This is a genomic window from Pseudarthrobacter sp. NPDC092419 (assembly GCF_044755045.1).
Classification (GTDB): Bacteria; Actinomycetota; Actinomycetes; order Actinomycetales; family Micrococcaceae; genus Arthrobacter.
Map to the genome: position 1 here is coordinate 1 of NZ_JBIVQF010000009.1, position 19,050 is coordinate 19,050.

General features: G+C 65.1%; 12 protein-coding genes. 6 read left to right on the top strand and 6 right to left on the bottom strand.

Annotation, left to right across the window (positions count from 1 at the left end; all coding sequences use genetic code 11):
* Window positions 1–433: 433 nt before the first annotated feature.
* Window positions 434–2,365, top strand: a complete 1,932-nt coding sequence (locus ACIQC0_RS13725) for a BCCT family transporter (RefSeq protein ID WP_400535614.1) — start codon at window positions 434–436, stop codon at window positions 2,363–2,365.
* Window positions 2,366–2,429: 64 nt separating this feature from the next.
* Here the strand turns inward: ACIQC0_RS13725 and ACIQC0_RS13730 are convergent, their stop codons facing one another.
* Complete coding sequence (locus ACIQC0_RS13730) at window positions 2,430–3,110, bottom strand: GntR family transcriptional regulator (protein WP_400535617.1); 681 nt, start codon at window positions 3,108–3,110, stop codon at window positions 2,430–2,432.
* Window positions 3,111–3,231: 121 nt separating this feature from the next.
* Here ACIQC0_RS13730 and purU point away from each other — a divergent pair, with 121 nt between their 5' ends.
* The 5 genes from purU (at window position 3,232) to ACIQC0_RS13755 (ending at window position 11,041) form a co-directional block, all read left to right on the top strand.
* Entirely contained in the window at window positions 3,232–4,137 is a 906-nt protein-coding gene (gene purU / locus ACIQC0_RS13735) for a formyltetrahydrofolate deformylase (protein ID WP_400535620.1), read from the top strand.
* Between the two features lie 47 nt (window positions 4,138–4,184).
* Entirely contained in the window at window positions 4,185–6,677 is a 2,493-nt protein-coding gene (locus tag ACIQC0_RS13740) for an FAD-dependent oxidoreductase (protein WP_400535623.1), read from the top strand.
* 4 nt (window positions 6,678–6,681) lie between these two features.
* Complete coding sequence (locus ACIQC0_RS13745) at window positions 6,682–7,308, top strand: cyclodeaminase/cyclohydrolase family protein (RefSeq protein ID WP_400535626.1); 627 nt, start codon at window positions 6,682–6,684, stop codon at window positions 7,306–7,308.
* Window positions 7,305–8,210 carry a bifunctional 5,10-methylenetetrahydrofolate dehydrogenase/5,10-methenyltetrahydrofolate cyclohydrolase gene (locus ACIQC0_RS13750; protein WP_400535629.1) on the top strand — a complete coding sequence of 302 codons (906 nt, stop codon included), beginning with the start codon at window positions 7,305–7,307 and terminating at the stop codon, window positions 8,208–8,210. The genes ACIQC0_RS13745 and ACIQC0_RS13750 overlap by 4 nt, the downstream gene beginning before the upstream one ends.
* 323 nt (window positions 8,211–8,533) lie before the next feature.
* Window positions 8,534–11,041: an FAD-dependent oxidoreductase gene (locus ACIQC0_RS13755; protein ID WP_400535632.1), complete on the top strand. Its 2,508-nt coding sequence runs from the start codon at window positions 8,534–8,536 to the stop codon at window positions 11,039–11,041.
* Window positions 11,042–11,134: 93 nt separating this feature from the next.
* Here ACIQC0_RS13755 and fdhA read toward each other — a convergent pair whose 3' ends face one another.
* The 5 genes from fdhA to ACIQC0_RS13780 all read right to left on the bottom strand — a co-directional run bounded on the left by fdhA (window position 11,135) and on the right by ACIQC0_RS13780 (window position 18,908).
* Window positions 11,135–12,349, bottom strand: a complete 1,215-nt coding sequence (gene fdhA / locus ACIQC0_RS13760) for a formaldehyde dehydrogenase, glutathione-independent (protein WP_400535634.1) — start codon at window positions 12,347–12,349, stop codon at window positions 11,135–11,137.
* Window positions 12,350–12,383: 34 nt separating this feature from the next.
* Window positions 12,384–13,799: a ferredoxin reductase gene (locus ACIQC0_RS13765; RefSeq protein WP_377214189.1), complete on the bottom strand. Its 1,416-nt coding sequence runs from the start codon at window positions 13,797–13,799 to the stop codon at window positions 12,384–12,386.
* Window positions 13,796–15,100: an SRPBCC family protein gene (locus ACIQC0_RS13770; RefSeq protein ID WP_377214188.1), complete on the bottom strand. Its 1,305-nt coding sequence runs from the start codon at window positions 15,098–15,100 to the stop codon at window positions 13,796–13,798. The genes ACIQC0_RS13765 and ACIQC0_RS13770 overlap by 4 nt, the downstream gene beginning before the upstream one ends.
* Before the next feature lie 354 nt (window positions 15,101–15,454).
* The gene (locus tag ACIQC0_RS13775; protein WP_400535639.1) at window positions 15,455–17,809 is read right to left on the bottom strand and encodes an FdhF/YdeP family oxidoreductase; all 2,355 of its coding nucleotides are present in this window, start codon (window positions 17,807–17,809) and stop codon (window positions 15,455–15,457) included.
* Window positions 17,810–17,822: 13 nt separating this feature from the next.
* Entirely contained in the window at window positions 17,823–18,908 is a 1,086-nt protein-coding gene (locus ACIQC0_RS13780) for an S-(hydroxymethyl)mycothiol dehydrogenase (protein ID WP_377214186.1), read from the bottom strand.
* Between the last annotated feature and the right edge of the window lie 142 nt (window positions 18,909–19,050).

Sequence of the window (19,050 nt, forward strand, 5' to 3'; positions counted from 1 at the left end):
CCAGAACATCCGGACAAAGAAAAACACCCCGGTCCGAAGACCGGGGTGTAACCGATGACCCGACTCATCCGTGAAGGATGTCTCGACTCATCACAGGGCTACACCGTCCGTTAGGCAGTTTCCGGCTACAGGTACCTTTTCCGGGTCCGCTTATCGCGCAACATGAATCACACTATGCAACATACTGTGGGCCGTCGTCATGTGCGGGGTCAAGAGTTTCATGGGATGACGCATTCTTGACTTTGACAGTGACGTAGCCCACTCTTGTTGCTTAGCGCGAACTCTGTTGATCTTTGCGGAACACCTCCCCCATAGGGCTCACGACCCTGCCTCCGTTGGCCAACGGCTGCCCCAATCATCCTTAGGGGATTGGACAGCCGCTGGCCCTGCATCTAAAAAGCAAGCCCATGGACTAGCCAAAGGACCCGCTTTCATGGCCATTAATAGTGAACTGACTTCCCGCAAGCCCAAGGTTCCGCCGTCAAAGGACGACGTAACCAACGAGACCCGGCTCGACGATGAGCCGACGGTCGAACCACCCGTTCCACATGCCGTCGACGACCACGAGCAGATCATGGAGGAGTTGCGGCTTACGCAGACCGAGCAGGCTGTCTCGCAGCGCCGGAACCGCAAACTCAGCCTGGACAAGGTCACCTTCGGAATCACCGGCGCGGCAGCTGTAGCCTTCGTGGTCTGGGGGTTCGCAGACCGGGACGGCCTGTCCGCCACGTCCACGGCCGCCCTGAACTGGGTCATGGAGTACACGGGCTGGCTCTTCATGCTCCTGGCCTCGCTCTTTGTGGTCTTCGTCCTGTGGCTGGCACTGGGCAAGTTCGGCAACATCCCACTGGGCAAGGACGGCGAGAAGCCGGAGTTCCGCACGATTTCCTGGATCTCCATGATGTTCGCCGCCGGCACCGGCATCGGCCTGATGTTCTACGGCGTGGCCGAACCGCTCTACCACTTCATCTCTCCCCCGCCGGGCACTGTGGACGGACAAACCCCCGCAGCCATCCAGACAGCCATGGCGACCTCCATCTTCCACTGGACCCTGCACCCCTGGTCCATGTACGCCGTTGTCGGCATCGCCCTCGCCTACGGCACCTACCGCCTGGGCCGCCGCCAACTCATCTCCGCGGCCTTCACGTCGATCTTCGGGGTGCGCGCCGTTGAAGGGCCGGTCGGCAAATTCATCAACATCCTCGCGATCTTCGCCACCCTCTTCGGGACCGCCGCGTCCCTTGGCCTGGGTGCGCTGCAGATCGGCAGCGGCCTCACGTCCAACGGCTGGGCCGGCGAGATCGGTACCCCGATCCTTGTGGTGATCGTGGCCATCCTGACCTTCTGCTTCGTAGCCTCCGCCGTATCCGGCGTCAGCCGCGGAATCCAGTGGCTCTCCAACATCAACATGATCCTGGCCGTCATCCTGGCACTCATCGTGTTCGTCGCCGGTCCCACGCTGTTCATCCTGAACCTCATCCCGTCCGCCATCGGTGACTACGTCCGCGACCTGGCCGAGATGTCATCGCGCACGGAAGCCGTGGGCGATGAAGCCCTGCGCGCCTGGATGTCCGGCTGGACCATCTTCTACTGGGCATGGTGGATCTCCTGGACGCCCTTCGTGGGCCTTTTCGTCGCCAGGATCAGCCGCGGCCGAACCATTCGGCAGTTCGTCACCGGCGTGATCCTGGTGCCGAGCGTCGTCAGCATTGTCTGGTTCGGCATCTTTGGCGGGACAGCCATCAATTTCCAGCAAACAGCAGCCGCGACCGGCAACCCGGACGGTGCCGTTGCCAAGCTTGTCGACGGCTCACCCACCGTCGATTTCAACGGCAGCTTGTTTGAACTGATCAAGGTCCTTCCCCTGCCGGCCTGGGTCATCCCGGTCGTCATCGCGCTGGCCATGCTGCTGATCACGATCTTCTTCGTCACGAGCGGGGACTCCGCCTCCCTCGTTATGGGTTCGCTCAGTTCCAATGGCTCCAGCGAGCCGAACCGCGGCGTGATCGTCTTCTGGGGAACGCTGACCGGGGCGGTAGCAGCGGTCATGCTGCTGGCGGGCGGTGATGAGCCTGCCGAGGCCTTGTCCGGCCTGCAGCGGATCACTATCGTCGCGGCGCTGCCTTTCATCATCGTCATGCTGCTGCTCTGCTTCGCGCTGGCCAAGGACCTGCGCCGGGATCCCCTTGCCCTGCGGCGCCGGCTTGCCGACTCCATGGTGGAGCGGGCCGTCCGTACAGGGGTCGAGCAGCACCGCGGTGTCCAGTTCGAGCTGGTAACGAAGCACGAATGCGCAGAAGGATGCGCCGACGACAGCCCCTGCCCCGGCGCCGGCCCAGACGTGGAAAGCGCGCCAGGACGATAGGCGCGGACAGCTGTGGCCCCCGGCGCGTAACGCACCGGGGGCCACAGGCGTAAGGGTTCGCCGGTCAGGCCTTGAACAGGGCTTCCCGGACGGCCTGCTCAAAGCCGCTCACATGAACCGTGGCAAGCTCGGCAGCCCGCTCCTCATCGCCGTCAATGACGGCACGCAGCAGGTCAACGTGTTCGTGGACATGGCGGGAAAGGTCCGGCAGCCGGTCAATGACCATGCACCAGATCCTGGTCGCAAGGTTGTCATAGCGGATCAGTATGTCTTCCAGGTGGGGGTTGGCTGCTGCAGCATAGAGACCTTGGTGGACGCGCGCGTCCAACTGCAGCGTTTCCGTTACCGTGGCCGCCGCGACGTCAAAAGCCTCGACCGTTTCAAGTGTTTCACGCAGCTGGGCGCGGACCGTCGGCGTTGCCACCCGTGCCGCCCTGGCCGCAGCAAGGGGTTCCAGCTGGGCCCTGATCTCAGAGATGTAGGAAAGGTCCGTAACATCCACGCGGGTGGCGAAGGTGCCACGGCGGGGATAGGTCTTGACCAGCCGGTCCAGTTCCAGGCGCTTGAGTGCTTCGCGCACAGGGGTCCGGCCGATACCCAGCTTCTTTGCCAGAAGCTCGTCGTTCAGCAGCTCACCGGGCTTAATTTCCAGGGTCAGCAACCAGTCGCGGATGCTCCCATAGGCGACGTCCGCGAGGGACTTCTTCCCCGCGCCCTCCGTCACGGCCAAAGCTTCGAATGCCATGCTGAGCCCCTTCTTGGCAACCAGAAAAAAACTATTGACCCCGACTGTGGACCAGTATACGCTGGCAGCCAATCTAATATATCAGTTTGCCACTTTGGAATATATCTAGAAGGAGGAGGGTATGACCCTCATGGAAGCAGCATCAGCAACCATCACCCTGCCGGCGCTCAAGGATGAGCCCGCGCAGAAGTTCGTACTGACCCTGACCTGCAAGGAGCAGGCAGGGATTATGCAGGCAGTCACCACGTTCCTGTTCGAGCGCGGCTTCAATATCGACGAGCACCAGCAGTTCGACGACAGCCTGCGCGAGACCCTCCACCTGCGCACCGCTTTCTCCGGCTCACCCACCTACACGCCTGCCATGCTCGAGGAAGAGTTCGCAGGCATCGCCAGCCGGTTCGACATGAAGTTCAGCTTCCACGACCAGACCGCCAAGCGCGTCTTGGTGATGGTGTCCAAGTTCGGCCACTGCCTCAACGACCTCATCTTCCGCTGGCGGGGCGGGAGCCTGGGCGGCGAACTGGTGGCCGTCGTGTCCAACCATGAGACCCACCGCGCGATGGCTGAAGCCGCCGGACTCCCCTTCATTTACGTCCCGGTCACCCCGGAGACCAAGGCCGACGCAGAACGCCGGCTGCTGGAGCTGGTGGATGAGTACGAGGCCGACCTCGTGGTCCTGGCCCGTTACATGCAGGTGCTCTCGGACGACCTCTGCCGGGCACTGGAGGGCCGCGCCATCAACATCCACCACTCCTTCCTGCCTGGGTTCAAGGGCGCACGCCCCTACCACCAGGCCTACGACCGCGGAGTCAAGCTGGTGGGTGCCACCGCCCACTACGTCACCGCAGACCTGGACGAGGGGCCAATCATCGAGCAGGAGGTCATCCGGGTGGACCACACCTATGGCCCGGCGCAGCTGTCCACCGTCGGCCAGGACGCCGAAGCACTGGCCCTCTCCCGCGCCGTCCGCTGGCACTGCCAGCACCGCGTGCTCCTGGACCAGACCAGCACCGTGGTGTTCCGGTAAGCACCCATCGTCCGCAGACATAACCCGTAAGCAGCAGGAGAGACCCCTTGGAATCGTCACCACGCATTGTCATCATCGGAGCCGGCATCGTCGGCACCAACCTCGCGGATGAACTCGTCACCCGGGGCTGGAACAACATCACTGTCCTGGACCAGGGACCCCTCAACATGCCCGGAGGCTCCACCTCGCACGCTCCGGGACTGGTATTCCAGACCAACCCCTCGAAGTCCATGGCCCTGTTCGCCAAGTACACCGTGGAAAAGCTGCTGTCGCTGACCGAAGGCGGCACTAGCTGCTTCAACCAGGTCGGAGGCCTGGAAGTCGCCACCACCGAAACCCGCCTCGCCGACCTGAAGCGCAAGCTCGGCTACGCCGCAGCGTGGGGCATCGAAGGCTCCCTCCTTTCCCCCGCCGAATGCAAGGAGCTTTACCCCCTCCTGAACGAGGAGGACATCCTGGGCGGCCTCCACGTCCCCAGCGACGGCCTCGCCAGCGCCGCACGCGCGGTGCAGCTGCTGATCAAGCGCACCGAGGCCGCGGGCGTAAAGTACCTCGGCAACACCACGGTCACCGGCATCGAACGGTCCGGCCGGCAGGTCACCGGCGTCCAGACGCCCGACGGCGTGATCCCGGCAGACATCGTGGTCTCCTGCGCCGGGTTCTGGGGCGCGAAGATCGGCGAAATGATCGGTATGTCCGTGCCGTTGCTCCCGCTGGCGCACCAGTACGTCAAAACCACCCCGGTTCCCGCACAGCAGGGCAGGAACGAACTGCCGAACGGCGCGCAGCTGCCCATCCTCCGGCACCAGGACCAGGACCTCTACTACCGCGAGCACGGCGACCGCTACGGCATTGGCTCCTACGCCCACAAGCCCATGCCTGTGGACCTGGACGAACTCGGCAGCTTCAAGCCGAACGAGATCAGCGAGCACAACATGCCGTCCCGGCTGGACTTCACCGTGGAGGACTTCCTCCCGGCCTGGGAAGCCACCAAGCGGCTGCTCCCCGCCCTGCGCGAAAGCGAGATCGAGGACGGCTTCAACGGCATCTTCTCCTTCACCCCCGACGGCGGCTCCCTCGTTGGCGAGTCCAAGGAACTTGATGGCTTCTTCGTCGCCGAAGCCGTCTGGGTCACCCACTCGGCAGGCATCGCCCGTGCCGTCGCTGAACTCCTCGTGGACGGCAAGTCCAGCATCGACCTGGGCGACTGCGACATCCACCGCTTCGAAAACGTCCAACTGACTCCCGAATACGTCAGCGAGACCTCCCAACAGAACTTCGTCGAGATCTACGACGTGCTGCACCCGCTCCAGCCCAAGCTCTCACCGCGCAACCTGCGCGTGTCCCCCTTCCACGCCCGCCACAGGGAACTGGGCGGCTACTTCCTCGAAGGCGCCGGCTGGGAACGGCCCTACTGGTTCGAGGCCAACGCCGAACTGCTCAAGGAAATGCCTGCCGAATGGCAGCCGCCGGCCCGGGATGCCTGGTCCGGTATGTTCAGCTCCCCGATTGCCGCAGCCGAGGCATGGAAGACGCGAACCGCCGTCGCGATGTACGACATGACGCCCCTGAAGCGCCTCGAAATCTCCGGCCCCGGCGCCCTGAAGCTGCTGCAGGAACTGACCACCGCGGACCTGAACAAGAAGCCGGGAGCCGTCACCTACACGCTGCTGCTGGACCACGAAGGCGGGATCCGCAGCGACATCACCGTTGCCCGCCTCACGGAGGACACCTTCCAGCTCGGCGCCAACGGCAACATCGACACCGCCTATTTCGAACGCGCCGCCCGCCACCAGACCGAAAGAGGAACGGCCAACGAATGGGTCCAGGTCCGCGACACCACCGGCGGCACCTGCTGCATCGGGCTGTGGGGCCCGCTCGCCCGCGACTTGGTCAGCACGGTCAGCAGCGATGACTTTTCCAACGACGGCCTGAAGTACTTCCGATCCAAGAACGTGGTCATCGGCGGCGTCCCCGTGACGGCCATGCGCCTGTCCTACGTCGGTGAGCTGGGCTGGGAACTGTACACCAGCGCCGACAACGGCCAGCGCCTCTGGGATGCACTCTGGAAGGCCGGCCAGCCGTTCGGCGTCATCGCCGCCGGGCGGGCCGCGTTCAGTTCGCTCCGCCTGGAGAAGGGCTACCGCTCCTGGGGCACGGACATGACCACCGAGCACGACCCCTTCGAGGCCGGCCTGGGCTTCGCCGTGAAGATGGCCAAGGACAACTTTGTCGGAAAGGCGGCCCTGGAAGGCCGCACCGAGGAGAACTCCGGTCGGCGCCTGCGGTGCCTCACGGTCGACGACGGCCGCAGCCTGGTGCTGGGCAAGGAACCGGTGTTCTACAAGGACCAGGCCGTCGGTTACGTCACCAGCGCCGCCTACGGCTACACGGTGAAGAAGCCGATCGCCTACTCCTACCTGCCCGCCGAAGTCTCCGTCGGCGACTCCGTGGAGATCGAGTACTTTGGACGCAGGATCGTCGCCACGGTCACCCAGGATCCGCTGTACGACCCCACTATGACCCGGCTCCGCGGCTAGCACCATGATCAGTTCAGAGACAGTGAGCAGCTACCTCACCCGGCTGGCCGCTAAGCAGCCGACGCCTGGCGGCGGCGCCGCTGCTGCGCTGCATGCGGCGCAGGGCGCCGCCCTGGTGGCCATGGTGGCGCGTTACACCACCGGCGCCAAATTTGAGCAGCACGCACCGCTGGTGCAGCGGATCACCCAGGCAGCCGACGACCTTGTCGCCGAGGCACTGAGCCTGGCTGAAGCGGATGAACATGCCTTCCAGGCAGTCATCGACTCCTACAAGCTCCCGTCCGGTACCGCTGAACTCAAGGCCGCCCGTACTGCCGGGATCCAGGCCGCACTGATCCAGGCGGCACAAACGCCCGCCCAGCTCGTCAAGCTGTCAGGCGGCATCTTGGACCTCGCCACCGAGCTGTTCGACGTCGCCAACGCTAACGTCATCAGCGACGTGGCAGCGGCCGCCGATGCCGCCCGTGCGGCCGCCACAACAGCGCGCGTCAATATCGATATCAATGTCGTCGCGGTCAAGGACCCGGAGGCTCGCGCGCTCCTGGCCCAGCAGACGGACGGGATTGAGGAAAAAGTGGTCCTGGCGGCAGATGCCCTGTCGGCCCGGGTTCGGGAAAGGATCCTTGGTTGAGTACCTCAATACTTTCCGGAAAGCCGTTGGCGGCTTTGTTCCAGCAGGAGGTTCAGGACCAGGTCCGGTCGCTTGGACTGGACGGCATCCGCCCGGTCGTGGCGGTGGTCATGGCGACCGCCGATGAATCGACGCACTGGTATGTCCGTTCCATCGAGCGGGCGGCGGAGCGCGCGGGGGTCGGCTGCCGGGTCATCGACCTGGGCCACGACGCAACGGAATCGGTGTTGGCCAGCGTCCTGCGGGACCTGAGCGCCGAACCGTCCGTGAACGGCATCATCCTGCAAGCCCCGCTGCCGCCCGGTGTCCGGACGGACAACCTGGTGGGCCTCATCGCCCCGGAAAAAGACATTGACGGCGCCAATCCGCTGAGCCTGGGACGCCTTGCCGTGGGGCAGCCGGCCTTTGCACCCGCTACCGCCCGCTCCGTCGTCGAAATCCTTGACCACTACCAGGTTCCCGTGGCGGGCAAGGCGGTGGTGGTGGTGGGCCGGTCCGCCGTCGTAGGCAAGCCGCTGTCCCTCCTGCTGCTGGCACGCGATGCCGCGGTGACGGTCTGCCATTCCAGGTCAGGCCCGCTGGAGCGGTACACGAAGAATGCGGATGTAGTGGTGGTTGCTGCCGGCCGCGCCGGGCTGCTGACCGGCAGCCACGTCTCCTCCCAAACGGTGGTGGTCGACGTCGGCACGAACGTCCTTGCCGACGGCTCGCTGGTGGGTGATGTGGACGAAGCCAGCGTCACCGGGACCGTAGCGGGGCTCACTCCGGTTCCGGGCGGCGTCGGCTCCGTGACCACCGCGTTGCTGCTGCTGCACACCGTGGAGGCTGCACGCCGGCAATCGTCCTCCGTTCCGCTGCCAACCGAAGCCGTGGAGTCCCAGGTCCTGGAACCGACGGGCTAGGAAGGCACAGCGTCAGCAACGGATGTCCCGTTTTCCGTGAGAGGTGCTTCGGTGGGCCTAAAACCTGGGGAGGTATTCCTCATCGAAGCACCGCTTTCGGAAAACGGGATGACATGCAAGAGGCCTTCGCCGCACCAGCGGCGGAGGCTTCTTTGCTGCCTTCAACACGTTGGTGCCGTGCCCGCAACAAAGGAGGGCACCCTTGACATCCCCTGTGAGCTGCGCCACCCTGTTGCATATAGTGATGCGCGTTGCTCATAGCGAAGCGAATCCCGGCACGCCGGCACGGCGGATTCCAGCACCAACCAGGAGAACCAAGAATCATGAGCGCATCACCACGCGTCGTCATCATCGGAGCCGGCATCGTCGGTACCAACCTCGCCGACGAGCTGGCAAGCCGCGGCTGGAACGACATCACCGTCGTCGAGCAGGGTCCGCTGGAGCTCGCTGGCGGCTCCACGTCTCACGCTCCGGGCCTCGTGTTCCAGAACAATCCCTCCAGGACTATGACGGAGTTCGCCACCTACACGGTGAACAAGCTCCTGGCGCTGAGCAAGGACGGCGAGTCCTGCTTCAACCAAGTCGGCGGACTGGAGCTGGCCACCACGCCGGAGCGGCTGGCCGACCTCAAGCGCAAGATGGGCGTGATGACCTCCTGGGGCGTCGAAAGCCGGATCATCGACGCCGACGAATGCGAAAAAATCTACCCGCTGTTGAACACCGGCACGCTTTCCGGCGGCCGCGAAGTCCTGGGCGGCCTGCTTATCCCCACGGACGGGCTCGCCCTGGCGGCCCGCGCTGTGCAGCTGCTGATCGAGCGCACGCGCGAACGCGGCGTCACCTACCGCGGCTGCACTACCGTCACCGGTATCGCCCAGGAGGGCGGCAAGGTCACCGGCGTGGAGACCTCCTCAGGACTGATCCCTGCCGACATCGTGGTGTCCTGCGCAGGCTTCTGGGGCCGTGAGCTGGGCAGGATGGTGGGCCTGGAGGTACCGCTGCTGCCGCTCGCCCACCAATACGTTGTCACCACGCCGCTGGCCGAACTCGAGGGTGTCAACGAGCTGCCGAAGGGCGCCAGCAAGCCCATCCTGCGCTACCAGGACAGGGACCTGTACTACCGCGAATGGGGAGACCGGATCGGCATCGGCAGCTACGCCCACCGCCCGATGCCGGTGGACATGTCCGCACTACCGGACGTCCCGGCCGAAGAGATGTCCGACCACCGCATGCCTTCCCGCCTGGACTTCACCCTCGAGGACTTCGCGCCCGCCTGGGAGGACAGCCAGGACCTGCTGCCGGCGCTGCGCAGCACCGAAATCCAGGACGGTTTCAACGGCATTTTCTCCTTCACCCCGGACGGCGGCCCGCTCATGGGCGAGGCACCGGATCTTGAGGGGTTCTTCGTGGCCGAGGCCGTCTGGGTCACGCACTCCGCCGGCGTTGCGAAGGCCATGGCGGAGCTGATCATCGACGGCCAGCCGCAAACCGACCTGCACGGCTGCGAGCTTTCCCGCTTCGAAAAGGTCCAGACCTCCGACGCGTACGTCAGCGAGACCTCCCAGCAGAACTTCGTGGAGATCTACGATGTCATGCACCCGCTGCAGCCCCGGGAATCCCCGCGCGACCTGCGCGTCAGCCCGTTCAACGTCCGGCAGAAGGAACTGGGAGCGTTCTTCCTGGAGTCGGCCGGCTGGGAGCGGCCGCACTGGTTCGAGGCCAACCGTGGCCTGCTGGAGGAGCTGCCGGAGGAGTGGAAGACTCCGGAGCGGGACTCCTGGTCCGCCCTGTTCTCTTCCCCCATTTCCGCCGCCGAGGCGTGGAAGACGCGTACCGCCGTCGGACTTTTCGACATGACGCCGCTGAAGCGGCTCTCTGTAGTGGGTCCGGGCGCGCAGGCGCTGTTGCACCGGCTCAGCACGGGAAACATCGCCAAGAAGCCGGGTGCCGTGACGTACTGCCTGCTGCTGGAGCCCGACGGCGGCATCCGCAGTGACGTGACCGTCGCGCGGCTGGCGGAGGAAGACTTCCAGCTGGGCGTCAACAGCAACGTGGACTTCGACTACCTCCGGGTGGAGGCGCGCAGGCAGTCGGCCGCCGATCCCGCCCAGTGGGTGCACGTCTCGGACATCACCGGCAGCACCTGCTGCATCGGCCTGTGGGGTCCGCTGGCCCGCGAGGTCATTGGCAAGGTCAGCACCGATGATCTCACCAACGACGGCCTGAAGTACTTCCGCACCAAGGAAATCTCCGTGGGCGGCATCCCTGTTACCGCCATGCGCCTGTCCTACGTCGGCGAACTCGGCTGGGAGCTGTACACCACCGCCGAGTACGGGCTGAAGCTGTGGGACCTGCTGTTCGAGGCCGGCCAGGAGCACGGCATCATCGCCGCAGGCCGCGGCGCGTTCAACAGCATGCGGCTGGAGAAGGGCTACCGGCTGTGGGGCACGGATATGACGTCCGAGCACCACCCCTACCAGGCCGGGCTGGGCTTCTCCGTGGCCAAGGACAAGACCGGGTTCGTGGGCGCCGAGGCACTCGCTGCGCTCCGCGAACAGCCCGCAGCCAAGACGCTGCGCTGCCTGACGGTCGACGACGGCACGCCAGTGGTGTTGGGCAAGGAACCGGTGTTCGTGGCCGGTGAAGCCGTTGGGTACGTCACCAGCGCGGCCTACGGCTACACGGTCCGCAAGCCCATCGCCTACGCCTGGCTGCCCTCCGCCGTCGGCGTCGGGGATGCCGTGGAGATCGAGTACTTCGGGCGGCGCGTGGCGGCCACCGTTTCCGCGGAGCCTCTGGTGGATCCCGGCATGGAGCGCCTCCGCGGCTGATCCGCCCCAATCACACCAGCCATGACAATGGCGGCACCCCCCACGGGGTGCCGCCATTTAGCTTTGCCGTTCTTTACAAACGGAAACCAGGCATCAGTTATTGAGGTAACCGTTCGGGTCCAGGACGTACTTCGTGGCAGCCCCGGCGTCGAACTCCGCGTACCCGCGCGGGGCATCGCCGAGCGAAATGGCCGTAGCGTTGACTGCCTTGGCGATCTGGATCCTGTCGTGCAAAATCGCCATCATCAGCTGCCGGTTGTACTTCATCACCGGGCACTGGCCTGTGGTAAAGGACAGGGACTTGGCCCAGCCAGTGCCCAAGGAGAGGGACAGGCTGCCTTTCTTGGCTGCCTCGTCAGCGGCCCCAGGATCGCCTGTCACGTAAAGGCCGGGAATGCCCACGGAGCCGCCGGCAGTGGTGAGGTCCATCAGTGAATTGAGCACGGTGGCCGGCGCTTCCTGGGCCCCATGGCCGTGTCCGCGGGCCTCGAAACCGACGGCATCGATACCGGCGTCGACTTCCCGGACACCGAGTATCTGCTCGATCTGGTCGGCGGGGTCGCCGTTGGCGACATTGACGGTTTCGCAGCCGAAGGAGCGGGCCTGGGCCAGGCGGTCTTCATTGAGATCGCCCACGATGACCACTGCCGCTCCCAGCAGCTGGGCACTGGCTGCCGCTGCAAGACCCACGGGCCCGGCACCGGCGACATAGACGGTGGACCCAACGCCGGCCCCTGCGGTGACTGCGCCGTGGAAGCCCGTGGGGAGGATGTCGGAGAGCATGGTCAGGTCCATGATCTTCTCAAGGGCCTGATCCCGGTCCGGGAACCGCAACAGGTTCCAGTCGGCGTACGGAACCAGGACGTACTCCGCCTGGCCACCGACCCAGCCGCCCATGTCGACGTAGCCGTAGGCAGAGCCGGGACGGTCCGGGTTCACGTTCAGGCAGATTCCGGTCTTGCGCTCTTTGCAGTTCCGGCAGCGGCCGCAGGAAATGTTAAAGGGGACCGAGACGATGTCCCCCACCTTGATGAACTCGACGTCGGGCCCGGTCTCGATGACTTCGCCGGTGATCTCGTGCCCCAGCACGAGGCCGGCGGGGGCGGTGGTCCGGCCGCGGACCATGTGCTGGTCAGACCCGCAGATGTTGGTGCTCACGGTGCGCAGGATGACGCCGTGGGGGACCTTCCGGCCAACATTAGCGGGGTTGACGCCGGGGCCGGCTTTCAATTCAAACGAGGGATAGGGGGTGTCGATGACCTCGACAACTCCGGGCTCCTTGTACGCAACAGCTTTGTTACCTGACATGGGCATGGCTCCTATGGTTGGCGTTTGGTTCTGGCTAAGCGTCGATCACCATGTCGGTGCGCGCAGTGGAACAGCAAGGAAGGAACTTGCCGGCATCAATTTCCCGTTTGCGGATTCCGCCCTGGTGGTTCATGTCGATCTCCCCGGACAGCTTGACCACCTTGCAGGAGCCGCACATGCCCTCCTTGCAGTTGGCGCCGATCCGGACACCTGCACGCTGTGCCACCCCGAGGATGGGCTCCTCCGGATCGATCCGCACATTGATCCCGGTTCGCATGAAGGACAGCGTGAGGCTGCCGGTTCCGACGGTGTCGAAGCTTGAGGCGTCGGGGGCCTGCGCCTCCGGGGCCGCAGCCGCGGCGCCGGCAGCGGCTTCCGGGTTCGCGGCTTCGAGGTTTGCGGCTTCCAGGGCGAGTCCCGCGGCCTGGAGGGTTCCGTCAGCGTCGTAGCCGGGCTCGTAGATCCCGAACGCCGCGGGCTGGCCTTCGAAGTAGTCCTCGGCGGACTCCGCGATTTCCTCAGCGATCTCCTCGGCGATGTCCGCCGCCAGGGCGAGCTCGGCCTGGTATTCAAGGAGCGTCTGGCGGTCACCGGAGAAGAACTCCATGTAGATGGAGGTGTCGTCGACGCCCACCTTCGTGAGCAGCTCAGTAGCCGTGTTCAGGTAACCCTCAGGGCCACAGGCGTAGACCTGGCGTCCGTTGGCGTCGGGAGCCACCTCATCGATCATGGCCGCCGTCAGCCGCCCGGTGAAGCCTTCCCAGTCCTCGGGCCTGCCGCGGTCGCCCAGGGCGTAGAAGACCTTGATGCGGGAGTCCACGGACGCGATGTAGGCCAACTCCCGGTGGAAGGCAAAGCCGCCCGCTTCCGCACCGTGGTAGAGCACCACCACGTTGGCAGTGCCGGGCAGCGAATGGATCGTCCGCAGCATCGACATGATGGGGGTGATGCCCGCGCCCGCCGCCAGGAAAAGGTAGCGCGCGCGACGGTCGGCGTCCGGCAGGTGGAAGGCCCCCACGGGTCCCAGCATGTCCAGGACGGTGCCGGGCCTGACATTCTCGTGCACCCACGGTGAAACCAGCCCGCCGGGGTCACGCTTGACGGTGACGCTGAAGGTCCACGGTTCCGTGGGTGAACTGGACAGCGAGTAGCTGCGGTCCACCGGTTCGTGGTCATCGCCGTTCACAGGGAAGGCGATGTTGACGTACTGCCCCGCGCGGAACGCAAGGGGCGCACCGTCGCAGCGGCGGAACACGAACGTCATCATGCCGCCTGCTTCGGGAACGGTCTCGACGCATTCGGCCATGAACTCCTGCGGATGCCACGGGCCCAGGGCCTTGGCTGCGCTGGCCGGTCCCTCGATGGTGCCCATCACCCGGTTCCACGGCATTTCAAGGCCGCGGATGCGCTGTGGTTCCCGGACGGGCGTCTTGGTGAGGACGTCAATCATGCCAGGTGCTCCTGCACGCGCTGGACGTACCAGTTAATGAAGGCCTCCACCTGGTACTCGCTCTTCATGTACGGGCCGGGCTCGTACGCGGGGCTGGCAGCGCCCTGCTGGCACAGTTCCACGAATGCCTTGTCCTGGAGGTTGGTCTGCTTCCAGGTGTAGGTGAGCTTGTCGAGGTCATAGTCAACGCCTTCTTCGGCGTCGTCAGCCACCAGCCAGGTGGTGCGGACCAGGGACTGGTGCTCGTTGATGGGGAAGACGCCGAAGGTGATGACGTGGTCGCCCAGGAAATGGAACCAGCTGTTGGGCTGCAGGTGCATCGAGCAGCGGCCCAGGCGGAAGTCCGGCAGGTCGCCGAGCAGCTTCTTGGAGAGCCTGCGGCCGTCCGCCGAGAAGGATTCGCCCTCCCCGTCCAGGGATTCGCGTGAAATACGGATACCGGCAATGCGCGTATCGAGCTCCTCAACCACCTCGTAAGGCAGGCCGTAACGGCGGCACCGCTCCTCGAGGGAGGACTGGGCTTCCTTGTTGCGGTCCCAGACCTCTTCGAGGTGGGCCGGGATCAATCCCTCGGTCAGGCCCCACGTGGGGAAGAGCGAGCAGGCGAGTTCCGGGTGCCCGTCGCAGTGGTAGCACTCCCGGTTGTTCTCCATGACAAGCTTCCAGTTGCCCTCTTCGATGATGTTCTGCTGGTAGGCAATCTTCGTCTTGGACAGGTCGTGGGGTGCGAGGTAGGGCTCGAAGATCTTGGAGGTCTCGTCGAAGTCTGCGGGCGGTTCATCTGCGATGCAGACGAAGATGAGCCCGGCGACCTCGCGGCTGTGGGCGCGCTTGAGGGCAAAGCAGTTCTTGTCGAATTTGGCTTCGCCGGGGGCGGAGGCGTGGATCAGGTTGCCCTCGGGCGAGTAGGTCCAGGAGTGGTAGCCGCAGACCAGGTTTCCGGTGGAGCCGGCGGCTTCGGTCAGGACACGCGCACCGCGGTGGCGGCAGACGTTGTGCAGGACGTTGACGTTACCCTCGTCGGTGCGCAGCACAATCAGGGAGTAGGGGCCGTAGTCCACCGTGATGTAGTCGCCCGGCTCCGGCAGCTCGGCAACGCTGCCGGCAAAGATCCAGTGCTGGCCGAAGATGGCCTCCATATCGAGCTTGAAGATCGTCGGGTCGGTGTAGAAGGGGGCATCGAGGGAGTAGCCGGTGCGCCGCAGGGCGAACAACTCCGTAATTTCAGCAAGCTGCTCGGCAGGCAATGTTGACGCGAGCTTTCCGCGTGCGCTGAGCGGCACGTTCACTGAAGTAGTCATGTGTTTTCCTCCCGATAGGGCTGGTCTTGAGCGAAATGAAGTGATGACGGAGCAGGCGGGCCACCAGGAGGCGTCCGGGACGTTCTGTTCGTGAATGTGGGGAGGTCCAACACCAACAGAAGCGATGAATCCAGAGGAAATCTGGAAGCATCTAACGCAACAGCGATCACCATATGCAACAGTGTGATGCCTGCCACGTCCCGGTGTCAATGAATTTCGGATATGACGAAAAAGCATGGATTCGCGGCGCCCCACGCCGTAACAAGCGCCGTCCCTCCAGCAACAAAACGGCGGCACACCGGGCAACCGGTGTGCCGCCGTCGCGGGCCTTTTATCGTCGATGCACCCGCACGGCTAAGCCGGCGTCCCTGCCAGCTCCCCTGCGGACGCCTGGGCAGCCGCCACCACGGCCTGGTGCGGCTCAAAGCGGACGAACATGGCTTTGAATCCGGGCGTGTTGGACACACGGGCCACGTTCTCCTTGTGGACCAGTGCGTTGGCCTCCGGGAAGTACGCGGCAGCGCAGCCCTTCGCGGTGGGGTAGGCCACCAGGCGGAACTTGTCCGCCCGGCGGTCCACACCCTGGAAGGTGCTCACCACGTCCACAAGGTCCCGGTCCTGGAAGCCGGATTCCGCGAGGTCGTCCGGGTGGATCAGGATCACCCGGCGGCCGTCGGAGATGCCGCGGTAACGGTCGTCCAGGCCGTAGAAGGTGGTGTTGTACTGGTCGTGGCTGCGGATGGTCTGCAGCACCAGGTGCCCGGGCGGCGGGGTCAGGTACTCCAGCGGGCTGACGGTGAACCGGCCGCGGCCGATGTCCGTGGCGAAGGACCGGGTGTCGCGCGGCGGGTTGGGCAGAACGAAGCCGTTCTTGGTCCGGACCCGGGCGTTGAAGTCCTCGAAGCCGGGCAGGACGCGGGCGATATGGTCGCGGATCACGTCGTAGTCCTCGGCCATGCCCCGCCAGTCCACGGGGTGGCCCGGGCCGAAGGTCGCCTCGGCCATCCGGGCCACGATCACAGGTTCGGCCAGCAGGTGCTCGGACACGGGGGTCAGCCGCCCCTGGGTGGAGTGGACAACGGACATGGAATCCTCCACGGACAGGAACTGTGCGCCTTTGGGGTGCTTGTCGTCCTTATCTGTCCGGCCCAGGGTGGGCAGGATCAGCGACGTGCGCCCGTGGACGATGTGGGACCGGTTCGGCTTGGTGGAGATGTGCACCGTCAGCCCGATCCGCTGCATGCCCGCTTCCAGGGCTTCGGTGTCGGAGCAGGCGAGCGAGAAGTTGCCGCCCATGGAGACGAAAACGTCCACTTCGTCGCGCTCAAACGCCTCCATCGACTCCACGGCGTCGTAACCGTGCTGCCGGGGCGAGGTGATGCCGAACTCGTTATCCAGCGCGGCCAGGAGCCATTCCTTGGGCTTTTCCCAGATGCCCATGGTCCGGTCGCCCTGCACGTTGGAGTGGCCCCGGACGGGGCAGGCGCCGGCGCCCGGCTTGCCAAAGTTGCCCTGCAGCAGCAGGACGTTGACCATTTCCTTGATGGTGTCCACGGAGTGCGGCTGCTGCGTCACGCCCAGCGCCCAGCAGAAAATGGACGCCTTGGACTTGATGAGCATCCCGGCCACGGTTTCGATCTGTTCCCGGGACAGGCCCGTGGCCTTCTCGGTCTCATCCCAATCGAGGGTTCGGCGGGCCTCGCGGTAGGCGTCAAACCCGTCGGTCTGGGCAGCAATGAAGGAATGGTCGACGACGGTCCCCGGGTTTTTCTCCTCGGCTTCCAGCAGGAGGTGGCCGAGTGCCTGGAACAGGGCCAGGTCGCCGCCCACCTTGATCTGCAGGTACTCGTCAGCGAGCGGCGTGCCGCCGCCCACCACGCCGGAGACAGTCTGCGGGTCCCTGAAGTTGAACAGGCCGGCCTCGGGCAGCGGGTTCACGGCCACCACCTTGCCACCCTTGTCCTTGCACTCCTTCAGCGCTGACAGCATGCGCGGGTGGTTAGTGCCGGGGTTCTGCCCGACAACGAAGATGAGTTCCGCGTCGTGAATGTCGTCCAGGGACACGGTGCCCTTGCCGATGCCGATGGTCGGGTTCAGTGCCGATCCGGAGGACTCGTGGCACATGTTGGAGCAGTCCGGCAGGTTGTTCGTCCCTATGGACCGGGCGAACAGCTGGTACAGGAACGCCGTCTCGTTCGCCGTGCGGCCGGAGGTGTAGAACACGCAGCGGTCCGGGGTGCTGGCCCGGACGCGCTCCCCGATCAGCTCGAACGCGTCATTCCAGGAGATCGGCGAGTAGTGCGTCTCTCCCTCCCGGATCACCACAGGCTCGGAAAGACGGCCCTGGTTGCCCAGCCAGTACTCCGTCTTGGTGGACAGCTCGGCAATCGAGTGCTTGGCCCAGAACTCTGCGCCGACGGTCCGGAGCGTGTTCTCCTCGGCCACGGCCTTGGCACCGTTTTCGCAGAACTCCGCGGTCTTGCGCTTCTTATCCGACTCCGGCCAGGCGCAGCCCGGGCAGTCGAAACCGCCGCGCTGGTTCAACCGCAGCAGCGAGTGGGCGGTCCGGGCCACACCCGCTTGGGCCACTGCCCGTTCGAGCGCCACCATGACGGCCTTGACCCCGGCCGCTTCGGTCTTGGGCTTGCGGACGACGAGTTCGTCCTCGTTGATGTCCGCTACGGGGGCGGGCTGCTTACCGAACTTCATCGTTCCAACTTCCTCAGATCTCCACTACCGAACGCAGGACTTTGCCCTCGTGCATCTTGTGGAAGGCTTCCTCCACCTGGTCGATGGTAATCCGTTCAGAGACAAAGGCATCCAGATCCAGGTTGCCCTGCTGGTAGTGGCTGACCAGCATGGGGAAGTCGCGGGAGGGCAGGCAGTCGCCGTACCAAGAGGATTTCAGCGACCCGCCGCGGCCGAAGACATCCAGCAGCGGAAGTTCGAGCGTCATCTCGGGCGTCGGTACGCCGACCAGGACCACGCGGCCGGCGAGGTCGCGGGCGTAGAAGGCCTGCTTGTAGGTTTCAGGACGGCCGACGGCGTCAATCACCACGTCTGCTCCATTGCCTCCGGTGAGGGCACGGATGGCCTCCACCGCGTCTTCCCGGCTGGAGTTCACACCCTGGGTTGCGCCGAGGGCTGTGGCCATGCCGATCTTGTTGTCATCGATGTCCACGGCGATGATCGTCGTCGCTCCTGCCAGCTTCGCCCCGGCAATCGCCGCAATGCCCACGCCGCCGCAACCGATCACGGCCACGGATTCACCGCGCTTGACCTCGCCGGTGTTGATGGCGGCGCCGATGCCGGCCATCACACCGCAGCCCAGCAGGCCGACGGCGGCTGCATCAGCGTCCGGGTCCACCTTGGTGCACTGCCCGGCCGCCACCAGCGTTTTCTCCGCGAACGCGCCAATGCCCAGGGCGGGCGAAAGCTCAGTGCCGTCCTCGAGGGTCATCTTCTGTGTGGCATTGGCAGTGTTAAAGCAGTATTGCGGCGCGCCCTTCGCGCACGCGCGGCACTGCCCGCAGACCGCGCGCCAGTTCAGGATCACCCGGTCCCCGGGGACCACATTGCTGACACCCGTGCCCACAGCGCTCACCACACCCGTGGCCTCATGGCCCAGCAGATAGGGAAAATCGTTGCCGATCCCGCCCTGCTTGTAATGCAGGTCGGTGTGGCAGACGCCGCAGGTGAGGATGTCCACCAGCGCTTCGCCTGGCCCCGGGTCCGGTACCAGGATGGTCTCCAGTGTGACCGGGGCGTCCTTCTCCCGGGCAATGACGGCTTGAACTTTGTGAACCATGTCTTCGTGTTCCTTTCGTGGAACCGGGGCCGGATCCGGTCTGCGTAGCCGCGCCCGATGAAATGAGCCGGGGGAAGTGCTGCGCTTGTTGCGCAATGCACAACAAGCTGCGCGTTATGCTTACGCGAATATGGCAGCGTCC

Coding starts and splice junctions, on each gene's coding strand:
- ACIQC0_RS13730 (WP_400535617.1), bottom strand. CDS start 3,110: ATGGCATTCGAAGCTTTGGCCGTGACGGAGGGCGCGGGGAAGAAGTCC.
- ACIQC0_RS13770 (WP_377214188.1), bottom strand. CDS start 15,100: ATGACTACTTCAGTGAACGTGCCGCTCAGCGCACGCGGAAAGCTCGCG.
- ACIQC0_RS13765 (WP_377214189.1), bottom strand. CDS start 13,799: ATGATTGACGTCCTCACCAAGACGCCCGTCCGGGAACCACAGCGCATC.
- ACIQC0_RS13780 (WP_377214186.1), bottom strand. CDS start 18,908: ATGGTTCACAAAGTTCAAGCCGTCATTGCCCGGGAGAAGGACGCCCCG.
- ACIQC0_RS13775 (WP_400535639.1), bottom strand. CDS start 17,809: ATGAAGTTCGGTAAGCAGCCCGCCCCCGTAGCGGACATCAACGAGGAC.
- ACIQC0_RS13755 (WP_400535632.1), top strand. CDS start 8,534: ATGAGCGCATCACCACGCGTCGTCATCATCGGAGCCGGCATCGTCGGT.
- purU (WP_400535620.1), top strand. CDS start 3,232: ATGACCCTCATGGAAGCAGCATCAGCAACCATCACCCTGCCGGCGCTC.
- ACIQC0_RS13725 (WP_400535614.1), top strand. CDS start 434: ATGGCCATTAATAGTGAACTGACTTCCCGCAAGCCCAAGGTTCCGCCG.
- ACIQC0_RS13745 (WP_400535626.1), top strand. CDS start 6,682: ATGATCAGTTCAGAGACAGTGAGCAGCTACCTCACCCGGCTGGCCGCT.
- fdhA (WP_400535634.1), bottom strand. CDS start 12,349: ATGTCAGGTAACAAAGCTGTTGCGTACAAGGAGCCCGGAGTTGTCGAG.